At 70.2% G+C, this 23,446-nt stretch carries 19 protein-coding genes; 9 read left to right on the forward strand and 10 right to left on the reverse strand.

The annotated features are described in order from the left end of the window. Window positions 1-122 precede the first annotated feature (122 nt). Complete coding sequence (locus tag ACX27O_RS27030) at window positions 123-1,970, reverse strand: heavy metal translocating P-type ATPase (protein ID WP_210865241.1); 1,848 nt, start codon at window positions 1,968-1,970, stop codon at window positions 123-125. 279 nt (window positions 1,971-2,249) lie between these two features. Here ACX27O_RS27030 and ACX27O_RS27035 point away from each other — a divergent pair, with 279 nt between their 5' ends. The 4 genes from ACX27O_RS27035 (at window position 2,250) to ACX27O_RS27050 (ending at window position 5,845) form a co-directional block, all read left to right on the forward strand. Further along, window positions 2,250-2,645, forward strand: a complete 396-nt coding sequence (locus tag ACX27O_RS27035; protein ID WP_030328446.1) for a GntR family transcriptional regulator — start codon at window positions 2,250-2,252, stop codon at window positions 2,643-2,645. Next, entirely contained in the window at window positions 2,642-3,541 is a 900-nt protein-coding gene (locus tag ACX27O_RS27040; protein WP_030328444.1) for an ABC transporter ATP-binding protein, read from the forward strand. The genes ACX27O_RS27035 and ACX27O_RS27040 overlap by 4 nt, the downstream gene beginning before the upstream one ends. Beyond that, entirely contained in the window at window positions 3,538-4,515 is a 978-nt protein-coding gene (locus tag ACX27O_RS27045) for an ABC transporter permease subunit (RefSeq protein ID WP_030328441.1), read from the forward strand. Before ACX27O_RS27040 ends, ACX27O_RS27045 begins: the two co-directional genes overlap by 4 nt. Before the next feature lie 265 nt (window positions 4,516-4,780). Beyond that, window positions 4,781-5,845, forward strand: coding sequence for a trypsin-like serine peptidase (locus ACX27O_RS27050; RefSeq protein ID WP_458940286.1), 1,065 nt, complete (start codon window positions 4,781-4,783; stop codon window positions 5,843-5,845). A gap of 142 nt (window positions 5,846-5,987) precedes the next feature. On the opposite strand, the gene ACX27O_RS27055 is transcribed toward ACX27O_RS27050, so the two are convergent. Continuing rightward, window positions 5,988-6,974: an AEC family transporter gene (locus ACX27O_RS27055; RefSeq protein ID WP_458940287.1), complete on the reverse strand. Its 987-nt coding sequence runs from the start codon at window positions 6,972-6,974 to the stop codon at window positions 5,988-5,990. A gap of 789 nt (window positions 6,975-7,763) precedes the next feature. On the opposite strand from ACX27O_RS27055, the gene ACX27O_RS27060 reads away from it, so the two are divergent. Together ACX27O_RS27060 and ACX27O_RS27065 are read left to right on the forward strand one after the other, a co-directional pair. Then, on the forward strand, window positions 7,764-9,419 hold the full coding sequence (locus ACX27O_RS27060) for a glycoside hydrolase family 43 protein (RefSeq protein ID WP_036410737.1): 1,656 nt from the start codon (window positions 7,764-7,766) through the stop codon (window positions 9,417-9,419). A 252-nt stretch (window positions 9,420-9,671) separates the two neighbouring features. After that, window positions 9,672-11,009: a cytochrome P450 gene (locus tag ACX27O_RS27065; protein ID WP_210858170.1), complete on the forward strand. Its 1,338-nt coding sequence runs from the start codon at window positions 9,672-9,674 to the stop codon at window positions 11,007-11,009. A 66-nt stretch (window positions 11,010-11,075) separates the two neighbouring features. Here the strand turns inward: ACX27O_RS27065 and ACX27O_RS27070 are convergent, their stop codons facing one another. Genes ACX27O_RS27070 through ACX27O_RS27100 form a run of 7 tightly spaced genes read right to left on the reverse strand, consistent with a single transcriptional unit; the run spans window position 11,076 to window position 18,699 of the window. Continuing rightward, window positions 11,076-12,254, reverse strand: a complete 1,179-nt coding sequence (locus ACX27O_RS27070; protein WP_210858171.1) for an acyltransferase family protein — start codon at window positions 12,252-12,254, stop codon at window positions 11,076-11,078. Further along, on the reverse strand, window positions 12,251-13,567 hold the full coding sequence (locus ACX27O_RS27075; protein WP_210858172.1) for a glycosyltransferase: 1,317 nt from the start codon (window positions 13,565-13,567) through the stop codon (window positions 12,251-12,253). Before ACX27O_RS27075 ends, ACX27O_RS27070 begins: the two co-directional genes overlap by 4 nt. A gap of 20 nt (window positions 13,568-13,587) precedes the next feature. Beyond that, window positions 13,588-14,508 carry a diacylglycerol/lipid kinase family protein gene (locus tag ACX27O_RS27080; protein ID WP_030328433.1) on the reverse strand — a complete coding sequence of 307 codons (921 nt, stop codon included), beginning with the start codon at window positions 14,506-14,508 and terminating at the stop codon, window positions 13,588-13,590. Next, complete coding sequence (locus ACX27O_RS27085) at window positions 14,495-15,490, reverse strand: NAD-dependent epimerase/dehydratase family protein (protein ID WP_030328432.1); 996 nt, start codon at window positions 15,488-15,490, stop codon at window positions 14,495-14,497. The genes ACX27O_RS27080 and ACX27O_RS27085 overlap by 14 nt, the downstream gene beginning before the upstream one ends. Next, window positions 15,490-16,539 (reverse strand): thiamine-phosphate kinase, encoded by a 1,050-nt coding sequence (locus ACX27O_RS27090; RefSeq protein ID WP_458940288.1) that lies wholly within the window; start codon window positions 16,537-16,539, stop codon window positions 15,490-15,492. The genes ACX27O_RS27085 and ACX27O_RS27090 overlap by 1 nt, the downstream gene beginning before the upstream one ends. A 1-nt stretch (window position 16,540) precedes the next feature. After that, window positions 16,541-17,527, reverse strand: a complete 987-nt coding sequence (locus ACX27O_RS27095; protein ID WP_210858177.1) for a UbiA prenyltransferase family protein — start codon at window positions 17,525-17,527, stop codon at window positions 16,541-16,543. Beyond that, window positions 17,524-18,699: an aminotransferase class I/II-fold pyridoxal phosphate-dependent enzyme gene (locus tag ACX27O_RS27100; RefSeq protein ID WP_030328429.1), complete on the reverse strand. Its 1,176-nt coding sequence runs from the start codon at window positions 18,697-18,699 to the stop codon at window positions 17,524-17,526. Before ACX27O_RS27100 ends, ACX27O_RS27095 begins: the two co-directional genes overlap by 4 nt. Window positions 18,700-19,820: 1,121 nt before the next feature. Here ACX27O_RS27100 and ACX27O_RS27105 point away from each other — a divergent pair. Next, window positions 19,821-20,204, forward strand: coding sequence for a VOC family protein (locus tag ACX27O_RS27105; protein ID WP_030328428.1), 384 nt, complete (start codon window positions 19,821-19,823; stop codon window positions 20,202-20,204). Window positions 20,205-20,760: 556 nt separating this feature from the next. Here ACX27O_RS27105 and ACX27O_RS27110 read toward each other — a convergent pair. After that, window positions 20,761-21,666: a LysR family transcriptional regulator gene (locus ACX27O_RS27110; protein ID WP_358127756.1), complete on the reverse strand. Its 906-nt coding sequence runs from the start codon at window positions 21,664-21,666 to the stop codon at window positions 20,761-20,763. Between the two features lie 79 nt (window positions 21,667-21,745). On the opposite strand from ACX27O_RS27110, the gene ACX27O_RS27115 reads away from it, so the two are divergent. Continuing rightward, complete coding sequence (locus ACX27O_RS27115) at window positions 21,746-22,693, forward strand: EamA family transporter (RefSeq protein ID WP_458940289.1); 948 nt, start codon at window positions 21,746-21,748, stop codon at window positions 22,691-22,693. Beyond that, window positions 22,690-23,319 carry an NAD(P)-dependent oxidoreductase gene (locus ACX27O_RS27120; RefSeq protein ID WP_458940290.1) on the forward strand — a complete coding sequence of 210 codons (630 nt, stop codon included), beginning with the start codon at window positions 22,690-22,692 and terminating at the stop codon, window positions 23,317-23,319. The genes ACX27O_RS27115 and ACX27O_RS27120 overlap by 4 nt, the downstream gene beginning before the upstream one ends. The last annotated feature ends 127 nt before the right edge of the window (window positions 23,320-23,446 follow it).

Raw genomic sequence — 23,446 nt, forward strand, 5'->3', positions numbered from 1 at the left:
CCGCCGGTGCCTGACGTCCTGCACCGTAGCCTCGCTTCGCCTCGCCGGGCTGGTTCAGAAGGGTCGTCGGGTGCCGACAGGAGCTGACGTGCCCAAGAAGCCGCGCGCCGGTTGGGCAGCGCTCAGACGCGGGTCCCGCCGCCGCCGAGAGCGCGTAGCGCGTTGAGGATCACGGCCACGTCGATGCCCTCCTGCAGGAACGCGCCGGCCACCGGGGGCAGCAGGCCGAACGCGGCGGCGATCATCGCCACCACCGCCAATCCCATGCCCACGCCAGCACTCTGCGCCGCGATCGTCCGGGACCGGCGGGCGATCTCCACCGCGTCCGCCAACCGGTCCAGCCGGTCCACCGACAGCACCGCATCCGCGACGTCCGCCGAGGCCGTCGCCCCGGTCGCCCCCAGTGCCACGCCCACTGCGGCGGTTGCCAGCGCTGGCGCGTCGTTGATCCCGTCGCCGACCATCACCGTCACCGCCCGGTCGGACTCGGTCCGTACCCGGGCCACCTTCTCGTGCGGGGAGCAGCGGGCGACCACGTCATCCACGCCCACCGCGCGGGCCACCCGCTCGGCGACCTCCGGCCGGTCTCCGGTCACCATGATCACCCGTTGGAAGCCGGCCTGCCGCAGCCGTCGTACGGTGTCCTTCGCGTCGGGCCGTACCGGGTCGCGGAGAAGCACCGCCCCGGCGAGGACGCCGTCCAGGCCCACCCAGACCGTCGACAGGCCGTCCTCCTCCGCCTGCTGCCGTGCGCGTGCGGCCCAGTCCGGTAGGTCACCGCCGTGTTGGCCGACCCGGACCAGCCGGCCGTCGACCCGGCCGCTCACCCCCTGTCCGGGCTCCTCCGTCACCTCGGTGGGCGCCACGAGCCGACTGCTCCGGTCCTTGGCGGCCCGCACTATCGCGGCGGCCAGCACATGGGAGGACAGCTGTTCGACCGAGGCGGCCATCCGCAGCAACTCGTCCCCGTCGCCGCCGGGCGCGGTCAGCACCCTGGCCATCTCCGGACGCCCCGCCGTCAGCGTCCCGGTCTTGTCCACGAGCAGCGTCCGCGCCCGGCCCAGCAGTTCCAACGAGCCGCCGTTGCGGACCAGCACACCGCGCCGGGCCGCCCGGGACAACCCCGCCACTATCGCGATCGGGGTGGCCAGCAGCAACGGGCACGGAGTCGCCACCACCAGTACCGCCACCGCCCGCACGAACTGCCCGGAGGCCGCCCACGCGATACCGGCCAGGATCAGGGTGAACGGCACGAACGCCGCCGAGTACCGGTCGGCCAGCCGCACCATTGGCGCCTTCTCCGCGTTCGCCTCCTCCGCGAGCCGGACGATTCCCGCGTAGGTGCTCTCGGCCGCCACCGAGGCGACCCGCAACCCGAACGCCGCGCCCGCGTTGACCACTCCACTGGCCAGCCGGTCCCCGGCCCGGCGCTCGACCGCCTGGGACTCGCCGGTCACCGCGGACTCGTCCAGCGTCGCCGCGTCCTCGGCGAAGCCGTCCACCGGCACGACCTCACCCGGGCCGACCAGCAGTCGATCGTCCTTCCGGATGTCGTTCACGTCGACGTCCTGGATGTCGCCGTTCGGACCGCGGCGCCGTGCCCGGCGGGGTGCTCGCGCCAGCAGCTCGTGCAGGTCCCGGGTGGCCCGCCCCTGGGCGTAGCGCTCCAACGTGTGCCCACTGGCCAGCATCAGCGCCACCACCGCCCCGGCCAGGTACTCACCGACCAGCAGCGAGGTGGCCAGAGCCAGAGTCGCGATCACGTCCACGCCGATCCGGTGCCGCCGCAACGACTGGACCAACCAGCGCAGCGTGACCAGCAGGGTGACCGAGGTCGTCGCCGCCCAGCACACGTCGGCGGCCCCGCGCTGGCCCGCGAACCACAACCCCGCGCCCGCCAGCACCGGCACCGTCAACACGACCAACGGCGCGACGTCACGCCACCGTTGCGCAGCAGACCCGCCAACCACGTCCCACCCCCACGTCGAGGGGCCATCGCGCACCCCTGGCCGGCGAAACCATGGCCGGCCGGGCCCGGCGCCGGCGAGTAACAAGGGTCTCAACAACGCGAGGCCGGCGTGGTCGAAACATCCTGATTTTCCGACGTAGGCCCCGACCGCGCGGGTGCCGGCCGACGCCCGCGCGGGCGGGGCCCCGGATCCGGTGCCGCGCTCGGGCGGGCGGGTGACCTCTCTTGACCGCCACCGTGCTGCTTTACTATGTTCCTAGTAAATCAGTAAGGGGTCATCGTGTTCGTCTTCCGGCTCGACACCCGCTCCGGCGTGCCGCCGTACCTGCAACTCGTCCAGCAGGTCCGCCAGGCGGTGCTGCTGGGCTTCCTCCAACCCGGTGACCGCCTCCCGCTCATCCGAGAGGTGGTCGAGGACCTGGCGATCAATCCGAACACCGTCGCCAAGGCGTACCGGCAGATGGAGCAGGAAAACCTGGTCACCGGCCGGCCCGGCCAGGGCACGTTCGTCAACGAACAGCAGTCGGCCGCGATGTCGCCATCGACGTACACGTCGCTGCGCCGCGGCCTGGCGACCTGGCTGCGCCGCGCCTACGACGCCGGCCTCGACGAGCAGGCGGTCAACGCGCTCTTCACCTCCGTGCACCAGCAGACGCGAAACGAGGACGTGGCGTGACAGCGACCGAGTTCGCGCTGCGCACCGACGCTGTGGGCAAGCGGTACCGGAAGGGCTGGGCGCTGCGTGACTGCACACTGGCCCTGCCGGCGGGCGGCGTGATCGCCCTGGTCGGGCCGAACGGCGCGGGCAAGACCACGCTGCTGCGCCTGGTCGTCGGGTTGCTGGCACCGAGCACCGGCACGGTGGAGGTCCTCGGCCACGACGTCACCGCCAGCACCCCGCAAACGCTGTCCCGGGTCGGGTTCCTGGCCCAGGACCACCCGCTGTACAAGCGCTTCACCGTCGCCGAGATGCTCCGCTTCGGCCGGGCCTGCAACCTGCGGTTCGACCAGGGGCTGGCGGAGCGCCGGCTGGCGAAGCTGGGCATCCCGCTCGACCGCAGGGCCGGCACGCTCTCCGGCGGCCAGCAGGCCCAGGTCGCGTTGGCGCTGGCCCTGGCGAAGCGGCCGGACCTGCTCGTCCTCGACGAGCCGGTGGCCAGCCTCGACCCGCTGGCCCGGCACGAGTTCCTTCAGGTCCTCATGGGCGCGGTGGCCGACGGCGAGGTGACCGTCCTGTTCTCCTCCCACGTCGTGCACGAGCTGGAGCGCGTCTGCGACCACCTGGTCGTGCTCAACAACGGCCGGGTCACGCTCACCGGTGACATCGACACCCTCCTCGTCGAGCACCGGCGGCTCGTCGGCCCGCGCACGCCCACCGACCTCGACCGATCCGGCGCCGTCGTGGAGGCCGTCCACAGCGACCGCCACACGAGCCTGCTGGTACGCGACGGCGGGCTCCCGCCCGCGCCCGGGTGGCAGGCCCAGCCGGTCGCGCTGGAGGAGCTGGTGCTGGCGTACCTGCGTCGGCCGTCCGAGCCGAGCACCACCGTCCCGTCCGGGGTGCCGGCATGACGTGGTTGATCTGGCGCCAGCACCGGGCCGAGGTCTGCGTCCTGGGTCTGTTCGTCGGCATGTTCGCCGTCGTCCTGCTCGTGCTCGGGACGCAGGCCCACGACCTGTTCCCCGGCGGTCCCGCCGGGTGCGCGGGAGACGCCGGTGTCAACGAGGCCTGCGCGGCGTCCTTCCGCCGGCTCGACGAGGAGTACGGGTACGTCGAGAACCTCCTGGCGGGCTTCTATCTGGTCCCCGTCGTCATCGGTGCGTTCCTCGGTGCGCCGCTGCTCGCGCGCGAACTGGAGGACGGCACCTGGCAGCTCGCCTGGACGCAGGCCGTCCCGCGGATGCGCTGGTTGGCGACCAAGCTCGCGGCACTCGCCGGCGTCACCGTCGCGCTCACCGGGATGTTCACCGCGGTGCTCACCTGGTTCCGTCAGCCGTTCGACGCCTGGGAGGGACGGTTCCAGTACGACGCCTTCGACCTGGAAGGACTTGTTCCGGTGGCGTACGCGCTGTTCGCGTTCGGCGTCGCCACCGCCGCCGGGGCGATCCTGCGGCGCAGCCTGCCCGCGTTCGGCGTCGCGTTCGGGGCGTTCCTCGCCGCCCGGATGGCGGTGGCGCTGCTGGCCCGTCCCGCGTACGCCACGCCGCTCACCACCACGGAGCCGGTCGGAGTCGGCGGCACGACGGACCAGGCGGGGCGCCGGGCCGTGCCCGGCTTCGCCGACTGGGTGATCGAACGCGGCTACGTGGACGCCAGCGGGCGCAGGCTGAGCGGGACCGAGTACCACGAGCTGGAGGGCGCCGCCAACCGGGCCGGCGAGAACCTCAACCAGTTCCTGCACGCGCGGGGCATCCAGCGATTCGGGGTCTATCACCCGGCCGACCGGTTCTGGACGTTCCAGCTCATCGAGGCGGCGGTGTTCGTCGCCGTCGCGGCGATCCTGATCGGTGTGGTGGTGTGGCGAATACGGCGCCGGCTGATCTAGCGGCACCGCTATGACATAGATGGGATTATATCTCTTGCGTCATCTCAGGTAGGAAGACCGAAGGCACGTCTCGGTGCTGATTCCTGAGAAGGAGCGACAGATGAAACATGCCCTGCACCGCCTACGAACGGGGGCGGTCGCGCTCGCTGCCTGCACACTCGGGCTGAGCCTACTGTCGGTACCCGCCGCCGAGGCGTACTCGGTTGCCCCTCTCGCGCCATCATCCGAGCGGGCACCGGAATCGAACCAGTTCTCGGCAGAGGGTGTGACCACGATCGGCGAACTCCGCACCGTCGGCAGCTCGCTGTCCTACGCCCCCAACGGCGGGACACAGGTCATCCAGCACCCCGGCGCTACCTACATCAAGGTGCACTTCAGCTCACTGCGACTGGCCGAGGGCGACTACGTCACCGTGTCGAGCCGCGACGGCAAGGAGAGCTACCGGTACGACCGCCACCTGAACCGGGCGACCGGTTCGGACTACACCACCGACGGACAGCCGGGCTTCTGGGCGATGTCGGTGGACGGCGACACCGCAGTGGTGACACTGCACAGCAGCCGCCCCGCACGGGGCAGCGCGGCCACCATCGACCGGTTCTGGCGCGGATACGACCGCACCGAGGTCGCCGCGCACAACTTCTCCACCCAGTCCGTGTGCAGCACCGACGCCCGCCGCGACGTGGTGTGCTACCAGAACAGCCACCCCACCGAGTACGCCCGCGGCAGGGCGGTGGCGCGGTTGCTGATCAGCGGCGGTGGAATGTGCACCACCTGGCGGGTCGGCAACACCAACCGGATGCTGACGAACAAGCACTGCTTCTCGACGCAGTCCGCCGTGAGCGGCAGCGAGATGCAGTTCAACTACCAGTGCGCCACCTGTGGCGGTGCCAATCCCGGCGCTGGCACCAAGGTCAGCGGTGCCACCCTCTACAAGGTGAGCAGCGGCGGCTCCAGCCAACTCGACTACACCCTGTTCTCGGTCAACAACTTCGCCGCCATCCAGGGCTTCGGCACGCTGTACCTGGCGACCACCGCCACCAGCAACGGCACCCGGATCTACATCCCCGGGCACGGCGACGGCAGCCCGAAGCGGCTGTCGATCTACGAGGACGCCCAGAACGGCGCGACCTGCGCCGTCCGGAACGCGAACTACAACACCTGGAACATCAGCTACAGCTGTGACACCTCCGGTGGCAACTCAGGTTCACCGGTGCTGAACGCCAGCCACCGCGTGATCGCCCTGCACCACCTCGGCGGTTGTCCGTCGAACCAGGGCGCGAAGGCGCACCTGATCTACAACGAGATCGCCAGCCTCATCGACAACGGCTGAGAGGGTGAGCCGCCGACGCGCGCCCGGCGCCTTGGCGGCCCATCGGCATCCGTGCTGCCGTCCCGCTGGTCGTCGACGACGGCGGCCAGCGGGTCGGGCGCTCGCCGTACCGAGACGCGTGCTGGACGGGTCAGCTCAGGCCCTAGCCGAGCAGCGTCGCGGCCCCGGCCACTGTGGCCAGTGACAGCGTCGTGGTCACCAGCACCGCCCGGTTGGTCACCGCCTCGCCGACGCCGTACTCCTGGCTGTAGATGAACGTGTTCTGCGCCGTCGGCAGGCCCGCACACACCACCACGGCGAGCATCTGTGGCGCGGACAGGTGCAGGGCCAGCCCGGTCACGTACGCGACGACCGGCTGTGCGACGAGCTTCAGCACGGTGATCACGGCCAGCTCGGCCAGCCCGGCTGGCTCCGCCGGCTCCACCCGCTCCGCCGGCTCCACCCGCTCCGCCGGCTCTACCCGCTCTGTCGGCTCTACTCGTGTCGGCGCCGGAGCGTGCAGCGACGCGCCGAGCGCGACCAGCGCGGCCGGAACGGCGGCTGCCGAGAGCAGGGTGAGCGACGCGCCAGCCGCCGACGGCAGTCGCAGGCCGGCGGCCGAGGACGCGACACCGAGCAGCGATGCCAGGATCACCGGGTTGCGGACCGGCAGGGAGGCGATACGGCGGACGCGTACCCGCCCGGCCGGGTCGCTGTGCCGGTCCAGGGCGACCAGGATCACGGGCGTCACCACCAGCACCTGCAGCAGCACCACCTCCGCCAGGAACGACACGTTGCCGAGGACCTGCGTGGCGATCGGGATGCCGAGGTTCGCCGAGTTCACGTACCCGGCGGCCATGCCCCAGATCGGCCGTTCGCCGGGCCTGCGACCAAACAGCCAGCTCGCGCCGACCCACCCGAACCCGACGACCGCGACGGTGCTCACTGCGAAGGCGAGCAGCGAGCGGCCGTCGAACACGGACAGCGGCATTCGGGACAGGGCCAGGAACAGGGCGGCCGGCATCGCAAGCTGGAACACGAACCGGCCGAGCACCGACGCCGCCCCCTCGCCCAGCAGGCCCCAACGACAGGCCGCGTAGCCGACCGCGGTGAGAATCCAGATCGGTACGAACGCCGACACCAGGCTCATCCGGGCGTCACCGGTGGGCGGCCGTGGCGAGAATGTCGTCGGGCTGCCGCAGGGGGAGTGCGGTTCCGTCCAGGCCGCCGGACGGCCAAGGGTTGTTCACGTGTACGCCGATCGGGAGGCCACACGTTCAGCCTCGCATCCCGTTCGGACCGGGCAAACATCCCATCCGCGGCTGCGCGGGGCCATCACCAGCGCGCACGTCTGCCGCCGTCCGGTGCCACCCCCGCGTTACGCCCGCAGTGTCCTGGATGCCGTCCGGGCGTGCCGGTGAGAGGGCAGCAGATCGTGGCGGCATTAGGCGGCTGACAACGGTGGCGGCGGCCGGGGCCACGCAATTCTTCCGCCGCTGAATGATGTGAAACCGCAGCCAGTCGGGTGTCACACCACGATCGCCGCTTCGGCACGTTGTCGGGGCGGTGGCACCGCTGTCGGGGTGTCGTGGAGCGGACGCGACAGCACCGGTGGCGGTTGCCCGGTGGCCGTACCGGCCACCGTGTCCCGTGCCGTGCCGCCCGCCCGCACCTCTGGTCGGCAGGTCGCCTCACCACCGGATCTGGCCGGCTGCCAGCGGTGCCGGAGTGGGCCGCCCGGCCCCTAATTACGAAGCCTGCAAGAAGGTGGTGAAGGTGAACTATCGGAGCAACTTCCGGAAGCAAGCGACAGTGGACATGACGCGGCTGTACAGGCCAACGCCATTGTCACTAAGGTGTAATAGCGGCTAGTCTGTGCCGATCAGGCGATCGAACCTCGTCGAAACTTTCGACGAGGCTACCGTTACGGAGAAGCGAAATGACGACCGCAACAAAGAGTCCGGCAGCGGCCGGGCCCCACGGCGGCGAGGTGCCTGGCCGGCTGATCCGAAACCCGGTCCTTCCCGGCTTCAACCCCGACCCGTCGATCTTGCGCGTCGGCACTGACTACTACATCGCCACGTCAACCTTCGAGTGGTACCCGGGCGTCCGGCTGCATCACTCGACCGACCTGGTGCACTGGCGCCCGCTCGGTGGCGTCATCACCGAGCGGCGGCTTCTCGACCTGAGCGGAGCGGGCGACTCCAACGGCGTGTGGGCGCCCGATCTGTCCTATGTGGACGGTGAGTTTCATCTCCTGTACGCCGACGTGGCGAGCTTCGCCAGCGGATACTGGGATCCGCAGAACTATCTGGTGACCGCGAGCGACCTCGCCGGGCCCTGGTCGGACCCGGTCGTGCTGCACGGGCGCGGGTTCGACCCGTCGCTGTTCCACGACGAGGACGGCACCACCTGGATGCTGTCGATGGTCGCCGACTGGCGGCCGGGCCGTGACCGGTTCGCGGGCATTCAGATCCAGCAGTACGACCGCGAGGCCCGTCGCCTGGTCGGCACCGAGCGGACGATCTTCCAGGGAACCACCGCCGGCGTCACCGAGGCGCCGCACGTGTACCAGAAGGACGGCTGGTACTACCTGCTGACCGCGGAGGGCGGCACCTCCTGGACGCACCAGGCGACGATGGCCCGCTCCCGTAGCCTGTTCGGGCCGTACGAGGCCCATCCGGACGGCCCGCTGCTCACCTCGCAGGGCCGTCCCGAGCTGGAGCTGCAGAAGTCCGGCCACGGCAGCCTGGTGTCCACGCCGGACGGGCGTTGGTACCTGGCGCACCTGACGGCCCGGCCGTACACCCCCCTCGGCCGGTGCGTGCTCGGCCGGGAGACCGCGATCCAGGAGGTGCACTGGCCGGAGGGGGAGTGGCCGCGCATCGAGGACGGGATACCGGCGGTGCTCGTGCCCGTGCCGGGCGAGGCTGAGCCGGCGGCGGATCTGCCGGAGGAGCGCGACGACTTCACCGAGCCGGTGCTCGGCCCAGAGTGGTCGACGCTGCGCCGTCCCGCCACCGCGGACTGGGTGGATCTCACCTCGCACCCCTCGATCCTGCGGATTCACGGCGGCCAGTCGCCGGTCGGCCGGCACCGTCCGAGCCTGGTCGCGCGTCGCGTCACCGCGCAGCAGTGCGAGCTGACGGCCGCCATGCGTTTCGAGCCGGCCAACTACCGCCAGCTCGCCGGCGTCACCGCCTACTACAACACCCGCAACTGGCACTACGCCTATGTGACCGCCGACGACGACGGCCAGCCGGTGCTTGAGGTGATGTCGTGCGACAACGGCCGGCGGGTCATGCACGACGCGTGCCACGTCGACCTGCCGAGCGCGGGCGACATCACGTTGCGGGCCACCTTCGACGGCCCGAGTCTGACCTTCGCCTATCAACTGGCCGGCGAGGCGCGCTGGGTCGAGCTGCCGGCAGAGCTCGACGCCACCATCCTGTCCGACGAGTACGCCGCGACCCTGGTCGATGGTGAGCCGGAGGGCTGGGGCTTCACCGGCGCGTTCGTCGGCCTGTGGGTTCAGGACCTGGGTGCCGAGGGCGTCTACGCGGACTTCGACTGGGCGTCGTACCGCCACTGGTGAGCACCCGCCGACGCGAGCGCGCCCGCCGCGCCCGTCGCCCCGCACAGCCGGGCGTGCGCCGTCCAGCGGTGCCACGCCCGGCTGTCGTTGCGCGACCGACCGGCGGGGCGTCGGTTGGTGTCGACCTCTTGCCTGCTGGCGACGGCGACAGTGGCAACCATCGCTGCCGGCTGCCGGGATTCTGTGCTGAAAAAGGGGTACGGCGCGTGGAAATATAGTCGACGTCCGTCGATCGACTGAACGGGGATCACCGTGACGACACAGTTGTCCAAGGCCACCGCCGTACCGGGTCCGACCGGGCATCCGCTCCTCGGCATGTTGCCGGAACTCCGCCAGGACCTGCTGGGATCGATCCTGAACGGCTTCCACAGGTACGGCGACGTGGTGGCCTACCACGTCGGGCTGCCACGGGGGCCACGCGCCGTCAGCGTCGACGTGGTGAACGTGCACCACCCGGACGGCATCCACCAGGTCCTCACCACGCCCCAGGTCTTCAGCCGTCGCGCGAGCGCGTACGAAATCCTTCGGGAGTTCATCGGTGAGGGCCTGCTGACCAGCGACGGAGACCGCTGGCTGCATCAGCGGCGGACGCTGCAACCGCTGTTCACGCCGCGCCGGGTGGCCCGCTACACCGAGCTGATGGCCGAGGAGGCGGTCCGCGTCGTCGACGACATGGCGGTCACCGCCGGGTCCGTCGTGGACCTCTACCAGGTCATGCAGCGCTACACGATGCGGGTGGTCGGCCGGGCGCTGTTCGGTGACGACATCGACGAGGTCGTTCCCCGGCTACAGGAGCTCATGCCCATCCTTGGCGACCTGGCACTGGCACGCGCCCTACAGGTCGTCAAGCTGCCGCTGAGCTGGCCGACTCCACGGTCGCGCCGGATCACGCAGGTCCGCGCGACCCAGTACGACATCATCGACCGCATCATCGCCGCCCGGCAGCGAACCGGCGGCGAGGAGACCGAGGACATGCTCAGCCGGCTGTTCGCGGCCAAGGATCCGGAGACCGGGCAGACCCTGTCCATGGAGGAGATCCGCGACCAGATGCTCGTGTTCCTGCTCGCCGGGCACGAGACGACCTCGGCCGGGTTGGCCTTCACCATGCACCTGCTGGGTCAGCACCAGGAGGTGCAGGAACGGGTCGCGGCCGCGGCCGGCACCGGCGACCAGGAGCTGGTGCGGGCTGCGATCATGGAAGGCATGCGGCTGTACCCGCCCGTGTACAGCATGGAGCGGATGGCCGAAACCGACGTCGTGGTTTCCGGACACCGCATTCCGGCCAATACCAAGGTGGTGGTCGCCCCCTGGGTCACGCACCGGCATCCGGAATTCTGGCCCGACCCGGAGCGCTTCGCGCCGGACCGGTTCCTCGGGCAGCAGGACCGACCGCGCTACGCCTACTTCCCATTCGGTGGCGGCCCGCGCAGTTGCATCGGCGAACACTTCGCGCTGCTGGAGATGACCGTCCTGCTGAGCGCGTTGCTCACCCGATACCGGGTCGACACGCGTGGCGAGCGGCTGGAGGTCGTACCAATGGTCACGCTGCGTCCGGCCGGCGCGGTCCGGGCCACGCTGACCGTCAGGTGACCTGATGCCCTGGCTGATCCGGACCGGATCAGCCAGGGCACCGTTCGGTTCCGGGTCCGACTGTCGCTACGTGACCCGCGTCCCGTCACCCGTCGCGACGGGCAGCGGTTCAGCGGCTGGCGTAGCGGCGGCCGCAGGGGCAGCCGCCGGTTTGCGGGGCTTGGCGAACCGGCGCATCATCGGCCGTTCCACGCCGACGTGAAGCAGCGAGGCCAGGCCGAGGGTCACCAGGTAGGCACCGATCATCACGGCGAGCGCGGCGGCGACGCCGAAGCCGTTCGGAGCCATGTTGGCGGCGCCGTACAACACCAGGATGTGCAGGAGGTAGAAGGCGAAGGACGTGTCGCCCAGCCAGCCGGTGACCCGCCCGCGCAGCGGTGAGCGGTGCCCCTCGACGTCCGCCCGGGCCGCGGCGGCCACCAGCAACGCGAGCGGGATGACCATCGCCGCGACGACCGAGTAGAGCAGCGGAACGACCTCGGAGACGCCGTAGAAGGCCAGCGTGACAAGTGCGGCGCCGGGCAGGCTCAGCCTGATCCACAGCCCCCGCATGACGAGCTGGGCGATGACGATTCCGAGGACGAAGTCCAGCATCCGGATCAACGGAAACTGTTGGACGAACCAGAACTGCGGAAATGCCGCGTCCGCGTAGGTGTACGTCGGCTCGGCCGGAAGAAACGCCAGGGAGAAGGCGGGCGCGAGGAGCATCGCGGCGACGATGCCACCCGCGAGCGACCAGAGCCAGGTGGCGTTGAGCCGTCGGATGCCGGCGAGCACCCACGGGAACGACGCGTAGAAGAAGATTTCACAACTCAGCGACCAGCTCGGCGGATTGACCCCGTTGAAGATGAACTCGTTCGGGATCCAGCTCTGCACCAACGCGAGGTTCGCCACCGTCGGCCACAGCGGCGCGCCGCCCCGTACCAGGATCAGTAGGAGGATGAACACGGCGCAGACGACCAGGTGGTTCGGCAGGATCCGGGCGGCCCGGCGGCGCCAGAACCGGCGATTCGGCTCGTGGTCGGGAGCCGACCAGGTCAGGACGAAACCGCTGAGGATGAAGAAGAAGCCGAGCGCGGCGGAGCCGGTACGGCTGAGAGCGAGGTACCACCAGTCGTCGATCCGCTCGTCGGCGAAGAAGCCGAACAACGTCGTGTGCGAGAAGAAGACAGTGACCGCGGCGAGCCCCCGCAGACCGTTGAGGGTCGGCAGTTGCCGGGCCATCCGTCCCGCCTGCGGGGTCATCGGCGGCCACCTTCCGTCGTTTCGGACATCTCCTGTCGGCGTACCGGGCGGCGTGTCCGGAACGCCTCCTCGGCGATGTCGGCCGCCCGTCGTACGCCGTCCAACTCCGCGATCCGGCGTTTGTAGTGCTGCGCCTTCGCCCGGTAGGCGGGGTCGCCGCTCACCGTGTCGATGGCCGCCCGCAGCCGCGCCGGAGTCACCTTGTGCACCGGGATGAACTCGCCGGCGCCGAGGTACGTGAGTCGGGCGGCCACGCCCGGTTGGTCGTTGCCCACGGGCAGCGCGACCATCGGCACGCCATGGGCGAGCGCTTCCAGTGTGGTGTTGATGCCGGCGTGCGTGATGACGAGAGACGCCCGTGCCAGCAGATCGAGCTGGGGCGCGTACCGGACCACTATCGGGTTTCCGGCAAGGCCGGTCGGCGGTTCGACGTCGGTGCTGCCGAGGGAGATGACCAGTTGCGCGTCGAGCCCGGCACAGGCCGTGGCGATCGCCTCGAATATGTGCGGGAGGCGGTTCTGGAGGGTGCCCATCGACGCGTAGATCAACGGGCGGTCGTCGAGCTGCTCCCACGGGAACGACACCGGCTCGGTGCTGTCCTCGTCGTGGAACGGCCCGGTGTAGTGGAACGAGTCCGGCAGGCGGGTGCGGGGGAAGTCGAAGAACGGCGGCTGTTGGGTGATCTGGGCCAGATCCGAGCCGTCGTTCACACTTTTGATCAGCGGCAGGCCCCACGCGGCACGACGGTCGTTGATCCGTTGCAGCACCGGCCGGATGACCCAGGCGATCACCTGGTCGCCCACCATGTTGCGCACCCGCGCGAGCGGCGAGGGATGGTACGGCCACGCCGTCATGAACGGCGGCACACCGGGTTCGGTGTTCAGCGCCAGCGCGTTGCACACGTTCACGACCGGAATGTCGAGGTGGTCCCCGACGGTGTTGCCGGCGCCGTAGACCTGGTCCACCAGCAGCGCGTCGATGCCGTGCCGCTGCACCAGGACCGGCAGGTCCCGCAGCAGAACCTCGACCTCGCGCACGTACCCCCGGACGATGAAACGCACCGCGGCCAGGCCGGTCAGCCGACCCTGCTCCTCGGAGAAGCGCGCCAGTGAGCCCACCGGAAACTCGCGCTCGCCGATCGGTGCGAAGGCGAACCTGGCCGTGAACGACTTCGTTCCGGCGTCCGGCAGGGAGATCAGGGTGACCCGGTGGCCCCGCCGGAGCAGTTCTCTGCCGAGCGTGGCCATCGGGCTGAGTTGGCCGGTGTAGTCGGGAACCACGAGTCCGATGTGGAACATGGTCGGGGCACTCACGTGTCGCTCCCTCGCTGGGTTCATACCACCGTCGTCAGGCAGGACGGATGTATCGAAAACTCGGCCGGGGTGTATCCGACGATCTCGCCGTCGACCTCTACCGGCAGCGGGCTGTCCGCGTCGACGCACACGGTGCGGACCTCCTGCCGGTGGATCGCCGGATGTCCCGCCGCGGCCCCGCGGAACACCTGCCACATCAGCCCGGCCACGCCGAGGCGGCCGACACCCGACACCCGCACCGCGTCCAGGTAGCCCGCTGGCGGGGGTTGCGTGCGGCCGAAGGTCAGCCCACCGGCGAAGTACGGCACCTTGAGCACGGCGAGATTGCTGATGCTCTGGTGCGACGGTTCGCCGTCGAGTTCCAACCGCACCGCCACCGGCCGCCAGCGGGCCAGCGTCCGGATGCTCGACGCCGTCTCGGCGAGCTGGAGGTTGAGCCGCTTGAGCACCCGGTTGACAGGTGTCTTCTCGGTGAACCGCTGGCCGATCACGCTGATCAGCCCGACCGTGCAGCTGACCAGGAAGTACCGCTGGTCCCGGGTGCCGTCGGGCCGGGTGAAGGTCACCGTTCCGACGTCGGTCTCCCGGTCGCGGGTGCGGTCGAGCAGGTCACCGAGGTCGGTGACCGGCCGCAGGCCACGAGCGAAGTCGTTGCAGGTGCCAGCCGGCACGTACGCCAGCCGCACCTTCTCCCCGCCCGCCTCCAGCACCCCGTTGGCCACCTCGGACAGCGTGCCGTCGCCGCCGATCGCCACCACTGTGGCGTACCCGTCCTCGACCGCCTGCCGCCCGAGGGCGATGCCGTGCCCGGGATAGCGCGTGGACCAGCACCGCGCCTCGGGCAGTTCCGTGGCGATCCGCCGCATGATGGTGTCCCTGCGCTGGACACCGGACGCGGGGTTGGTGATGCAGACGACCGGGTCGTTCTCATCGGCTGCCATGCGCCTGCTCCAATTCCAGTTCCGCCATGGCGAGGCTCAGCGCCTCCTCGAAGCCGTACCGGGGTGAATAGCCGATCGACCGGATCCGGCCGACGTCGTACCGCATGCCTCCGGCGACGGACCGAACCGCGTAACGGGTGAGCAGCGGCCGGCCGGATCTGATGCCGATGCCGGCCATCCCGGCGAGTTCGGACACGGCCCCCGCGGCCAGGGCAGCGCCGAAGGGGACCGAGGTGGTCGGCGGCCGTGCCCCGATCCGTTCGGCCACCGAGGCGAACAGCTGCCCCAACGTCAGGCCGTACGAGTCACCGACGATGAACCGGCCGCCGGCGCAGCTGGCAGTGGTGCCGGCCAGCACGATCGCGTCGGCCAGGTTCGCGCTGTACGTCAACTCGATCGGCGGTAGCCCACGGTCGAACTGGACGAGCTGGTTGGCGCGCAGCCCGCGCACGAGCTCGGGCAGGAAGGTGCGGTCGCCGGGGCCGAAGACCCAGGCGGGGTACACCACAGTGACATCGAGACCATTCCCGTGGTACGACCACGCCAGGTCTTCGCCGGCAGCTTTCGACAGCGGGTACGGGTAGCGCGGCACCCGCCGTGGCGACGCCTCGTCGATGACCTTCCTGGCGTGGAAACCGAAGACGTCGACGGTGCTCAGGTAGACGAATCGGGAGACGCCGCAGCGCCGCGCCTCGTCCAGCACCGCCCGGGTGCCGTCCCGGTTCACCTGCCAGATGCGTGGGCCGGGTCGCCAGTCGGTCAGATCGGCGGCCGCGTGCACCACCAGGTCGACGTCCGTGCAGGAGCCGCGCAGCGACTCCGGGTCGGTCAGGTCACCACGGTGGGCCGAGTACGTCGCGTCGTCCGGCGCGGGTGCCCGCACCAGCCCGCGTACCGACCAGCCCTGTTCCCGCAGGGCTGCGGCGACCGCGCGGCCGACGCAGCCGGTGACGCCGGTCACCAGAGCGAGACCCGACCCCATCACGAACCCTCCGCCAGCAGGGCCCGCAGGTCGGTGAGCAGCGACCCGGCCGGGTCGAGTGCGCGCATGCGCGTCAGCAGGTTTCGCAGTTCACGGCGCTGGCCTGACTCGTCGACCATCAGCAGCTCCGGACCGGCGACGAGGTGTCCGACATGAAACGGACGCAGTCCCTGTTGCGTGAGCGCCTGGGAGCACGCCCGGGCGTCGGCGGGATCGATCGCGTACAGCAGCTCGAACTCACCCCACTCGGCGGCAGCCGAACACCACCGGGGGAGGCCCGCCGAGTCGGCGACGGCGGAGACGATCGGCGCGTACACCTCGTCGTGCAGCATCACCTCGGCCCCCAGCCCGTTGACCTCGGCGAGGCTGACCGCCGCGCTCAACAGACCGTCGCTGGTGTCGATGCACGCCCGGGCGTAGCGGCGCAGCGGTTCGCACGCGGTCACCCGCGCCTCAGGCAGCCACGGTTCGCCCGCGCCCGTACCGCCCAGTGCCAGCGCGCGGAACCCGACCGCGTTGCCGGCTCCGATCGGGCCGGTCACGTACAGCGCGTCGCCGGGCCGGGCACCCATCCGGTTCAGGATGGATTCGCGAGGGACGGTTCCCAGGGCGCACGAGGTGAAGCTCTCCTCGTTGGCCCAGTTGGTGTCGCCACCCACGATGTGACAGCCGTACCGCTCGGCGGCCTCGGATGCGCCGCGCCCGAATTCACGGGCCTCCTCGAGGGTCCAGCTGTCCGGGCGCAGCGAGCAGGAGATCAGCACGGCGACCGGGTCGGCGGCCACCGCGGCGAGGTCGCTCACGCTGACGGTGGTGGTCAACCAGCCCTTCGCGTACGGCGTGGTGGCGGTGGCCAGTTCGGCTCCGTCGTTCAAGGTGTCGACGGTGACCGCCAGGAGCCCGGCGGCGCCCAGGTCGAGGAGTTCGGCGTCGGCCTCGAAGGCGTTGTTGAGTTGCCGTGGCGACCGGGTCATGCGCTCGCGGATCGCCATGATCAGGCTGCTCTCGGCCGCGCTCAGCGCCAACCGGTTGCGGGTGGTGGAGGTCATGTCACGCCTGCCGGGAGGACTGGGTCGCCCGCAGCGTCAGCTCCAGGTAGACCATCATCGGAACGCCGACGATGAGGAAGAGCGTCGGTCGGTGCAGCGCGCCGAGCGACAGGAAGAACAGTGTGGTCGCCCTGATGAACCAGACCAGTGCCTCGTACGCCCGGGTCTCTGGCGCCCGGTTGAGTGTTACGAGGCTCTGCGTGAACCCGAGCGCGGACGCAATGAGCAGCACCCAGCAGACGATCTCGGCGTAGGCACTCGCGCTGTCGGCCTCCGCCACGGCGGCGGTGCCCGCCGCTATCACCGCCACGACCGGAAATATCACGGCAATCCGGCTGGAGGCCCTGGTGCCGATGGCCACCGGCAGCGTGCGGTAGCCGGCGACCCGGTCGCCCTCGATGTCCTTGAAGTACCCGACGAGGCAGAAGCCGCTGAACGTGACAGCGACCAGTGCCGTCTGGAACCACGTCACCGCCGGGATCTCGAGCCATCCCGCGTCGGGTCGGACGGCCACGGCGCCGAGCACCGTGAACAGCGCCATGTCGACGCCGTTGACGAGATTGCCCAGCATGGGGATGCGCTTGGTCCACGAGTAGACCAGGTGCCCGCCGATCGCGATGACGCTCCACAGCGCCAGCGTCGGTGCGACCACGATCGCCACCACCATCAGCGCAGCGGACAGCGTGAGCGTCAACGCCAAGCCGATGTGGGGGTTGATCAGCCCGGTGACGAACGGACGGTCCGGAGCGTTGACCGCGTCGGCCTCGCGGTCGAACCAGTCGTTGATGACCACGCCGACGCCGTATCCCAGGGTGCAGAACAGCAGCCCGATCACGATGCTCGCGGCGTTGGCCCCGGCCGGCGGTGCGGTCATGCCGACCAGACCTGCCGACAGCGAGAAGGGCACGAAGTGCAGGCGCCACATCCGCGCCCAGGCAACCACCAGATCCCAGGTCCTGACTGCGGGTTCGAGCTGGTTGACGGTCATTGGTCCTCCACTGACATCAGGTCGCCGACCTCGGCGAACGCGGCGACGACGCGCTTGAGCTGCTCCGGTGTGTGCGTGGTGGAGAAGCTCGCTCGCAGCCGGGGCGAGGCGGCCGGGGGGATGACCGCGTTGACGTAGACGCCCCGGTCCAGCAGGTTGCGCCACGCGAGCAGGGTCTGCGGTACGCCGTCGAGCCGTACCGACACGATCGGCGTCTCGCTCGGGACCGGGTCGTAGCCAAGGGCCATCAGCTCGCGACGCACGTACGACGCGTTCTCCACCGCCTGCTGGCACAGCCCCGGCTCCGCCTTCAGGATGCGCAGCGCGGCGTACGCGGCGGCCAGGCTGGCCGGCGGGGCGGACGCGCTGAAGATGAGGCTGCGCGCGTGGTGGCGCAGGTACTCGATCACATCCGCCGGGCCGGCCACGGCACCGCCGATCGACGCCAGCGACTTGCTGAAGGTGACGGTGATGAGGTCGACCTGGTCGGTGACGCCGAAGTGCGCGCTGGTGCCCCGGCCGTCGGCCAGTACGCCGATGCCGTGTGCGTCGTCGACGAGCAGGCGGGCCCCGTACTGCCGGCACAGCCGTACGACCTCGGTCAACGGGCACAGGTCGCCGGCCATCGAGTACACCCCGTCCACGACGACCAGCCGGCCGGCGTCCGAGGGGCTGGCTGCCAACTGCCGCTCCAGGTCGTCCATGTCGTTGTGGGCGAACCGTCGCGTCTTGGCCCGGCTCATGCCGCAGCCGTCGTAGACCGAGGCGTGCGCCTCACGGTCGAGGATGACCACGTCGTGACGCGACAGCAGGGATGCGATGACGCCGACGTTCGCCTGGTAGCCGGTCGGAAACACCAGTGCCGCCGGCATACCGAGGAAGTCGGCCAGCTCCTGCTCCAGTGCGTCGTGCAGCGGTGTGTTGCCGTTGAGCAGGCGCGAGCCCGTGCGCGATGTGCCGTACTCCTCGATCGCCGCCTGCGCCGCGGCCTTCACGCGCGGGTCGGAGGTCAGCCCGAGGTAGTTGTTCGAGCCGCACATGAGGATGTCGCCGTCGAGTGTCTGCGCGACTGTCGCGTCGTGCCCCTCGAAGGGAATGAAGTACGGGTAAACGTTGGCTGCGCGAGCCTCCTGGCTCTCGGTGTATGACTGGCAGCGACCGAAGATATCCACTGTCACCACGGTTCGCGAAACCCCTCTCATCTGGTGCCCCGTGTGCATCGGGCCGTTCAACGGACCTGCTGCTCCAGTAGTCGGCACAATCGCTCCGGACAGTGGCGCGCCGGCGATCGGGATCGGCCAGCACGTAGCCGCTGTGCGGAGGGAGGTGGCCGGTCGTCTCACACCCGCTGGTGCCGCCGGCTCGCAGGCTGAGCCAGCGCGGGGACGCCGCGGCGCGGCTCGGTGAACCGCAGCGCGAGGGCGTTCCTCGTCCCCGGCGGAGTGAGGGCGACGTGTGTGCAGAAGACGGTCGAAGGTGCTGCTGATGCGCCTGGCCCGGCCGGCCGGCCCGACGAGCGACGGAACCGACGCGGGCTCCCGGCCTTGGACACGCCGCCGGGTGCGATGCCGGCGGCGTTGCTGGTATCGCCGTCCGACCACCGTGAAGGCGGGAATGCCTGCCGGGCCGTCGCGGCCTGCAGTGCGGTCCGAGGCTGGCGCGCACCAGCCGACATCACGCCAATAGGCTCGTGAAGGTCGGCACTGGCCTTGTCATCGTGTTTCGCCGCATTCCTCTGGCGCAGTGGCAAGAATCCAGGGATGTGGCGCTATGGCAGCGCAGGAAAAGTGGCATTGCAGCGGCAGCGCATAGTTCATTACTCCCCCCGATCCGCTGGCTGCATTCACCAGCGGCGATCGCTTGACGATCTCTCTGGAGCAGGATGCTACGCCGGATCCGCAGCGCACGTCCAGCCCAATGTGGTCGTCGGATCCGCCCGGACACCGCGCCTCAGCTGCCTTGCGGGAGTATTGCGCCAGGTGACAAGCGAGTGGGCGGGATCGAGCGCCATCTCCGCCCGTTGGGCAAGATCAACGAATAGGCGTCAGTGAAAGTGGCGGCCCACCGCGAGGCGTCGCCGCTGTGCGCCAGTGCCGCTACGGATCGACGGTTACTACGGGTAGTCGCTGGCGGCGACCGGCTGCCGTGGGTCGTCGAATCCGGCATGGACGGCATTGAGCTGGTTCGCTTGCTTCCTGACCTGGTCGGGGCGGTCGCGACGGCTCCTCTTTGCCCCATTTGGCCGTCATGCGATGGCGGCGAATCTCCGCATGGATGTGGATAATGATTGATCGTGGCGCATCGCAGCAGACTCTCGACGATCCTGATTGACGTACCCCGAGGTGAGGCACCGGCAGCTGCCGCCTTCTGGTCGGAGGCCCTCGGCGTGCCTGCCCGTACGGTCCCCGACGAGCAGCAGTTCACCTCCCTGCACGGCGCACTGCCCGGGCTGGTGCTGGCGGTGCAGGCAGTGGATGACCAGGCTCGCTACCACGTCGACATCGAGACCGACGACGTCGAGGCGGAGGCCCGCCGACTGATCGCCCACGGCGCCGTCGAGGTCGGCCGCTGGCTGGAGTGCGTAACCCTGCGGGCCCCGGGCGGCCATCTCGTCTGCGTTATTCCGTGTCACACTGATCCGGAGACCTTCGAGTCTCTTTCCCAGGCGTGGGAGTGAGCGCGGGCCACGATTTGATCGCGGCGTCATTAATGCACAGCACCGTGAGGTCCGGGCCGAGCGAAGGAACTGTTCTGCGCATTTCTCGGCGGGCAGCCACCTGAACCGACGCGGCCCACCTCTCGTGCTGTTCGTAACAGTCGCAGGGATCTGATTCCGCCGCGAATCTGCTGGGGGAATCGCCACCCACCTGGTGGGCCCGCTGCGGTTTGGGGGAGTAGGTAGGCGATGGTCGCCGCCATTTCGTCAATACCTCCGACGCAATCGATCGACGTCGCCCATTAATGCGTTCCGGGCGTGTGCCACGCGAAGGCGCTGGTCATTTTGGTACCACTGGGTTCCTCGTCAGGCCGCGTCGTCCCACGTCGTAGGCCAGCTGATGAGTGAATACCTCCCGCCCGGGAGTCGTCACCCGGTGCGCGATCAAGCGGTGGAAGCCCATTGCGGCGACGATCGAGGAGATGGTGACGACGCGTCCCCGCTCGATCATCGCCAGGGACGACCTCTCCGCCACATATTCACCGCCAGCCGCCGGGCACGTCCGCCAGGGTCGTGATTACCGGCCGGGTCGCTGCCGCTCCGGGTGTGCCCCGCCCGGGATCTTCAGAACAGCGAGAAAGGCGTTTACCGCGGGGGTCCGGCCCAGGCGACTCCAGACGAGGTGCTCGACCCGGGCCGGCGCGTCGGCGACCGCAATGGTGGTCACCCCATTGAGTCGTGGCACGTAGGCGGAGGGGAGCATGGCGACGCCGAGACCGGCAGCGACGAGGTCGGCCATCAGGTCGGCGGCGGTCACTTCGAACGCGACGTCGCGGGCGAGGCCGGCGGCGGAGAACGCCTGATCGGTCTGGGCCCGCCCGGCGCTGCCCACCGGAAAGTCGACGAAGACCTCGGCGGCGAGCCGGTCGAGGTCGACTGCCGGTTCCTCCGCGAGCGGATGGTCCGGGGCGATCACGGCGACGAGCCGGTCCCGGGCCAATTCGTGCACGTCGACGCCCTTTGGTTGCACCGTTTCCGGCAGCCCCAGGAACGCCACGTCGATGACGCCCTGCCTGACCTGCTCCACGAGTGCGTCGCTCCCGCCGACACGGAGGCCGACGCGAACGTACGGGTACCGCTGGCGGAACACGCGGAGGGTGGCCGGAATGTCGACGGCCGCAACCGTGGGGATCAGACCCACCCTCAGTCGTCCCCGTACCTCTCCCACCGCCGCCGCGACCTCGGCGGCCGCGCGTTCGGCGGCGTCCAGACACTGGCGGGCGGCGGGGAGGAACGCCGCGCCCGCCGGGGTCAGCCGCACCCGGCGGCTGGTCCGCTCGAAGAGCCGCGCACCGAGTTCCCGTTCCAGCCGCGCGATCTGGTGACTCAACGCGGACTGGACGACCAGGCACCGTTCGGCGGCCCTGGTGAAACTGCTCGTCTCGGCCACGGCGAGGACGTAGCGCAGTTGGTGAAGCTCCACCGATCCATCTTCTCTGTAGATCGGTCGGATGACAAACATGCATTGGACTCATCAATGAGCGCGCGGCGAGACTTCTGACATGACACGTTCCGGAGCGCAGAGACCCGTCGGCGGAGCCGGCTTCTCCAACAACCTGCCGCGTACCGCACTGACCGCGCTCGCGCCGCTGGCGTGGGGCACCACCTACGTCGTCACCACCGAGCTTCTTCCGCCCGGCCACCCGTTGTTCGCCGGACTCCTGCGCGCGTTGCCCGCCGGACTGGTGGCGCTGGCGTTCACCCGTACGCTGCCGAGCGGCGCGTGGTGGGGGAAAGCGGCGACGCTCGGCATACTGAACATCGGGCTCTTCTTCCCGCTGCTCTTCGTCGCGGCCGAGCGGCTGCCGGGAGGCGTCGCGGCGACCCTGGGGGCGGTGCAGCCGCTCGTCGTCGCGGTCCTGGCCGCGACGCTCCTGCGGGAGGGATTCTCCGCCTGGCGCGCCGTCTGGGGCGTCACCGGGGTGCTGGGCGTCGGCCTGGTGGTGATCGGACCGAATGCCACGTTCGACGCCGTGGGGATCGTGGCCGGCCTCCTCGGCGCGACCACGATGGCGCTCGGGGTGGCCCTCACCAAGCGTTGGCAACGTCCCGCCGGGGTGAGCCCGATGGCCTTCGCCGGTTGGCAGCTCAGCGCGGGCGGTCTCTTCCTGGTGCCCGTCACCTTCCTCGTCGAAGGACCACCACCAGCGATCGACCCGCCCGCTGTTCTCGGCTACCTCTGGCTGGGCCTGGTCGGCGGCCTGTGCGCGTATGTGCTGTGGTTCCGTGGCGTCATCGCGCTGCCGGTGACCTCCGTCGCCGTCCTCGGTCTGCTGTCGCCGCTGGTCGCCGCGCTGCTCGGTGCCGTCCTGCTCGATCAGACGCTCGGCCCGATCGAGCTTCTCGGCTTCGGGCTCGCACTGGCCGCAATCGTCGCGGGGCAGCTACCCGCGCCGACCCGCCCGCGCCACCCGGGCGCCCAACTCGTACCGGAAGGGGCAACTCGATGAAGATCGCCGTGGTCGGAGCCGCCGGAATGGTCGGTTCGCGCGTCGTCGACGAGGCCGCACGCAGGGGACACGACCCGATCGCCATCGTCCGAAGGCGGAGGCCGGCGGCACTGCCGCGCGGCGTGACCGCCGTCGCCGGCGACACTGACGATCCCGGCCGGCTCAGCCGCCTCTTCGACGGCACGGACGCGATAGTGGCGGCGATCCGTCCCGCCCCCGGGTACGAACACACCGTCGCCGCGACCACCACGACGCTGCTCGACGCGGCCGAGGCGGCCCGGACGCGCATCGTCGTCGTTGGCGGTGCTGCCCCGCTGCGGATCCCCGGGCATCCCGACCGCCTCGTCCTCGACAGCCCGGAGTACGTGCCGCGGGCCTGGCGAAGCATCGCCGCCGCCAGCATCGCGCAACTCGGCGCCTGCCGGGCGCACCGGGCCGACTGGGTCTACCTGAGCCCGCCCGCCATCCTCGAACCCGGAACCCGCACCGGTACGTACCGACGGGGCACCGCGACGCTCATCACCGGTGCCGACCGCGCGTCCCGAATCTCGGCGGAGGACCTCGCCGTCGCCGTCCTCGACGAACTCGAGAGCCCGGGCGGGGACAAACACTTCACCGTGGGATGAGTTCCCCGTACGGGCGCGGACCGGCCGCCATGGCGATCATCCTCATCTATCGATACGATCCGACATCGACATATCACTGAGCGTTGATGTGTGCTGTCGTGAGGTTCTGGACGCTGGCAGTCCGGCG

Source organism: Micromonospora sp. SD19, assembly GCF_054462275.1.

What these genes read in the sequence shown, in the direction of transcription:
- ACX27O_RS27055 (WP_458940287.1), bottom strand. Translation starts at nt 6,974, where the DNA reads ATGAGCCTGGTGTCGGCGTTCGTACCGATCTGGATTCTCACCGCGGTC.
- ACX27O_RS27060 (WP_036410737.1), top strand. Translation starts at nt 7,764, where the DNA reads ATGACGACCGCAACAAAGAGTCCGGCAGCGGCCGGGCCCCACGGCGGC.
- ACX27O_RS27080 (WP_030328433.1), bottom strand. Translation starts at nt 14,508, where the DNA reads ATGGCAGCCGATGAGAACGACCCGGTCGTCTGCATCACCAACCCCGCG.
- ACX27O_RS27085 (WP_030328432.1), bottom strand. Translation starts at nt 15,490, where the DNA reads ATGGGGTCGGGTCTCGCTCTGGTGACCGGCGTCACCGGCTGCGTCGGC.
- ACX27O_RS27115 (WP_458940289.1), top strand. Translation starts at nt 21,746, where the DNA reads ATGACACGTTCCGGAGCGCAGAGACCCGTCGGCGGAGCCGGCTTCTCC.
- ACX27O_RS27120 (WP_458940290.1), top strand. Translation starts at nt 22,690, where the DNA reads ATGAAGATCGCCGTGGTCGGAGCCGCCGGAATGGTCGGTTCGCGCGTC.
- ACX27O_RS27045 (WP_030328441.1), top strand. Translation starts at nt 3,538, where the DNA reads ATGACGTGGTTGATCTGGCGCCAGCACCGGGCCGAGGTCTGCGTCCTG.
- ACX27O_RS27095 (WP_210858177.1), bottom strand. Translation starts at nt 17,527, where the DNA reads ATGACCGTCAACCAGCTCGAACCCGCAGTCAGGACCTGGGATCTGGTG.
- ACX27O_RS27070 (WP_210858171.1), bottom strand. Translation starts at nt 12,254, where the DNA reads ATGACCCCGCAGGCGGGACGGATGGCCCGGCAACTGCCGACCCTCAAC.
- ACX27O_RS27090 (WP_458940288.1), bottom strand. Translation starts at nt 16,539, where the DNA reads ATGACCTCCACCACCCGCAACCGGTTGGCGCTGAGCGCGGCCGAGAGC.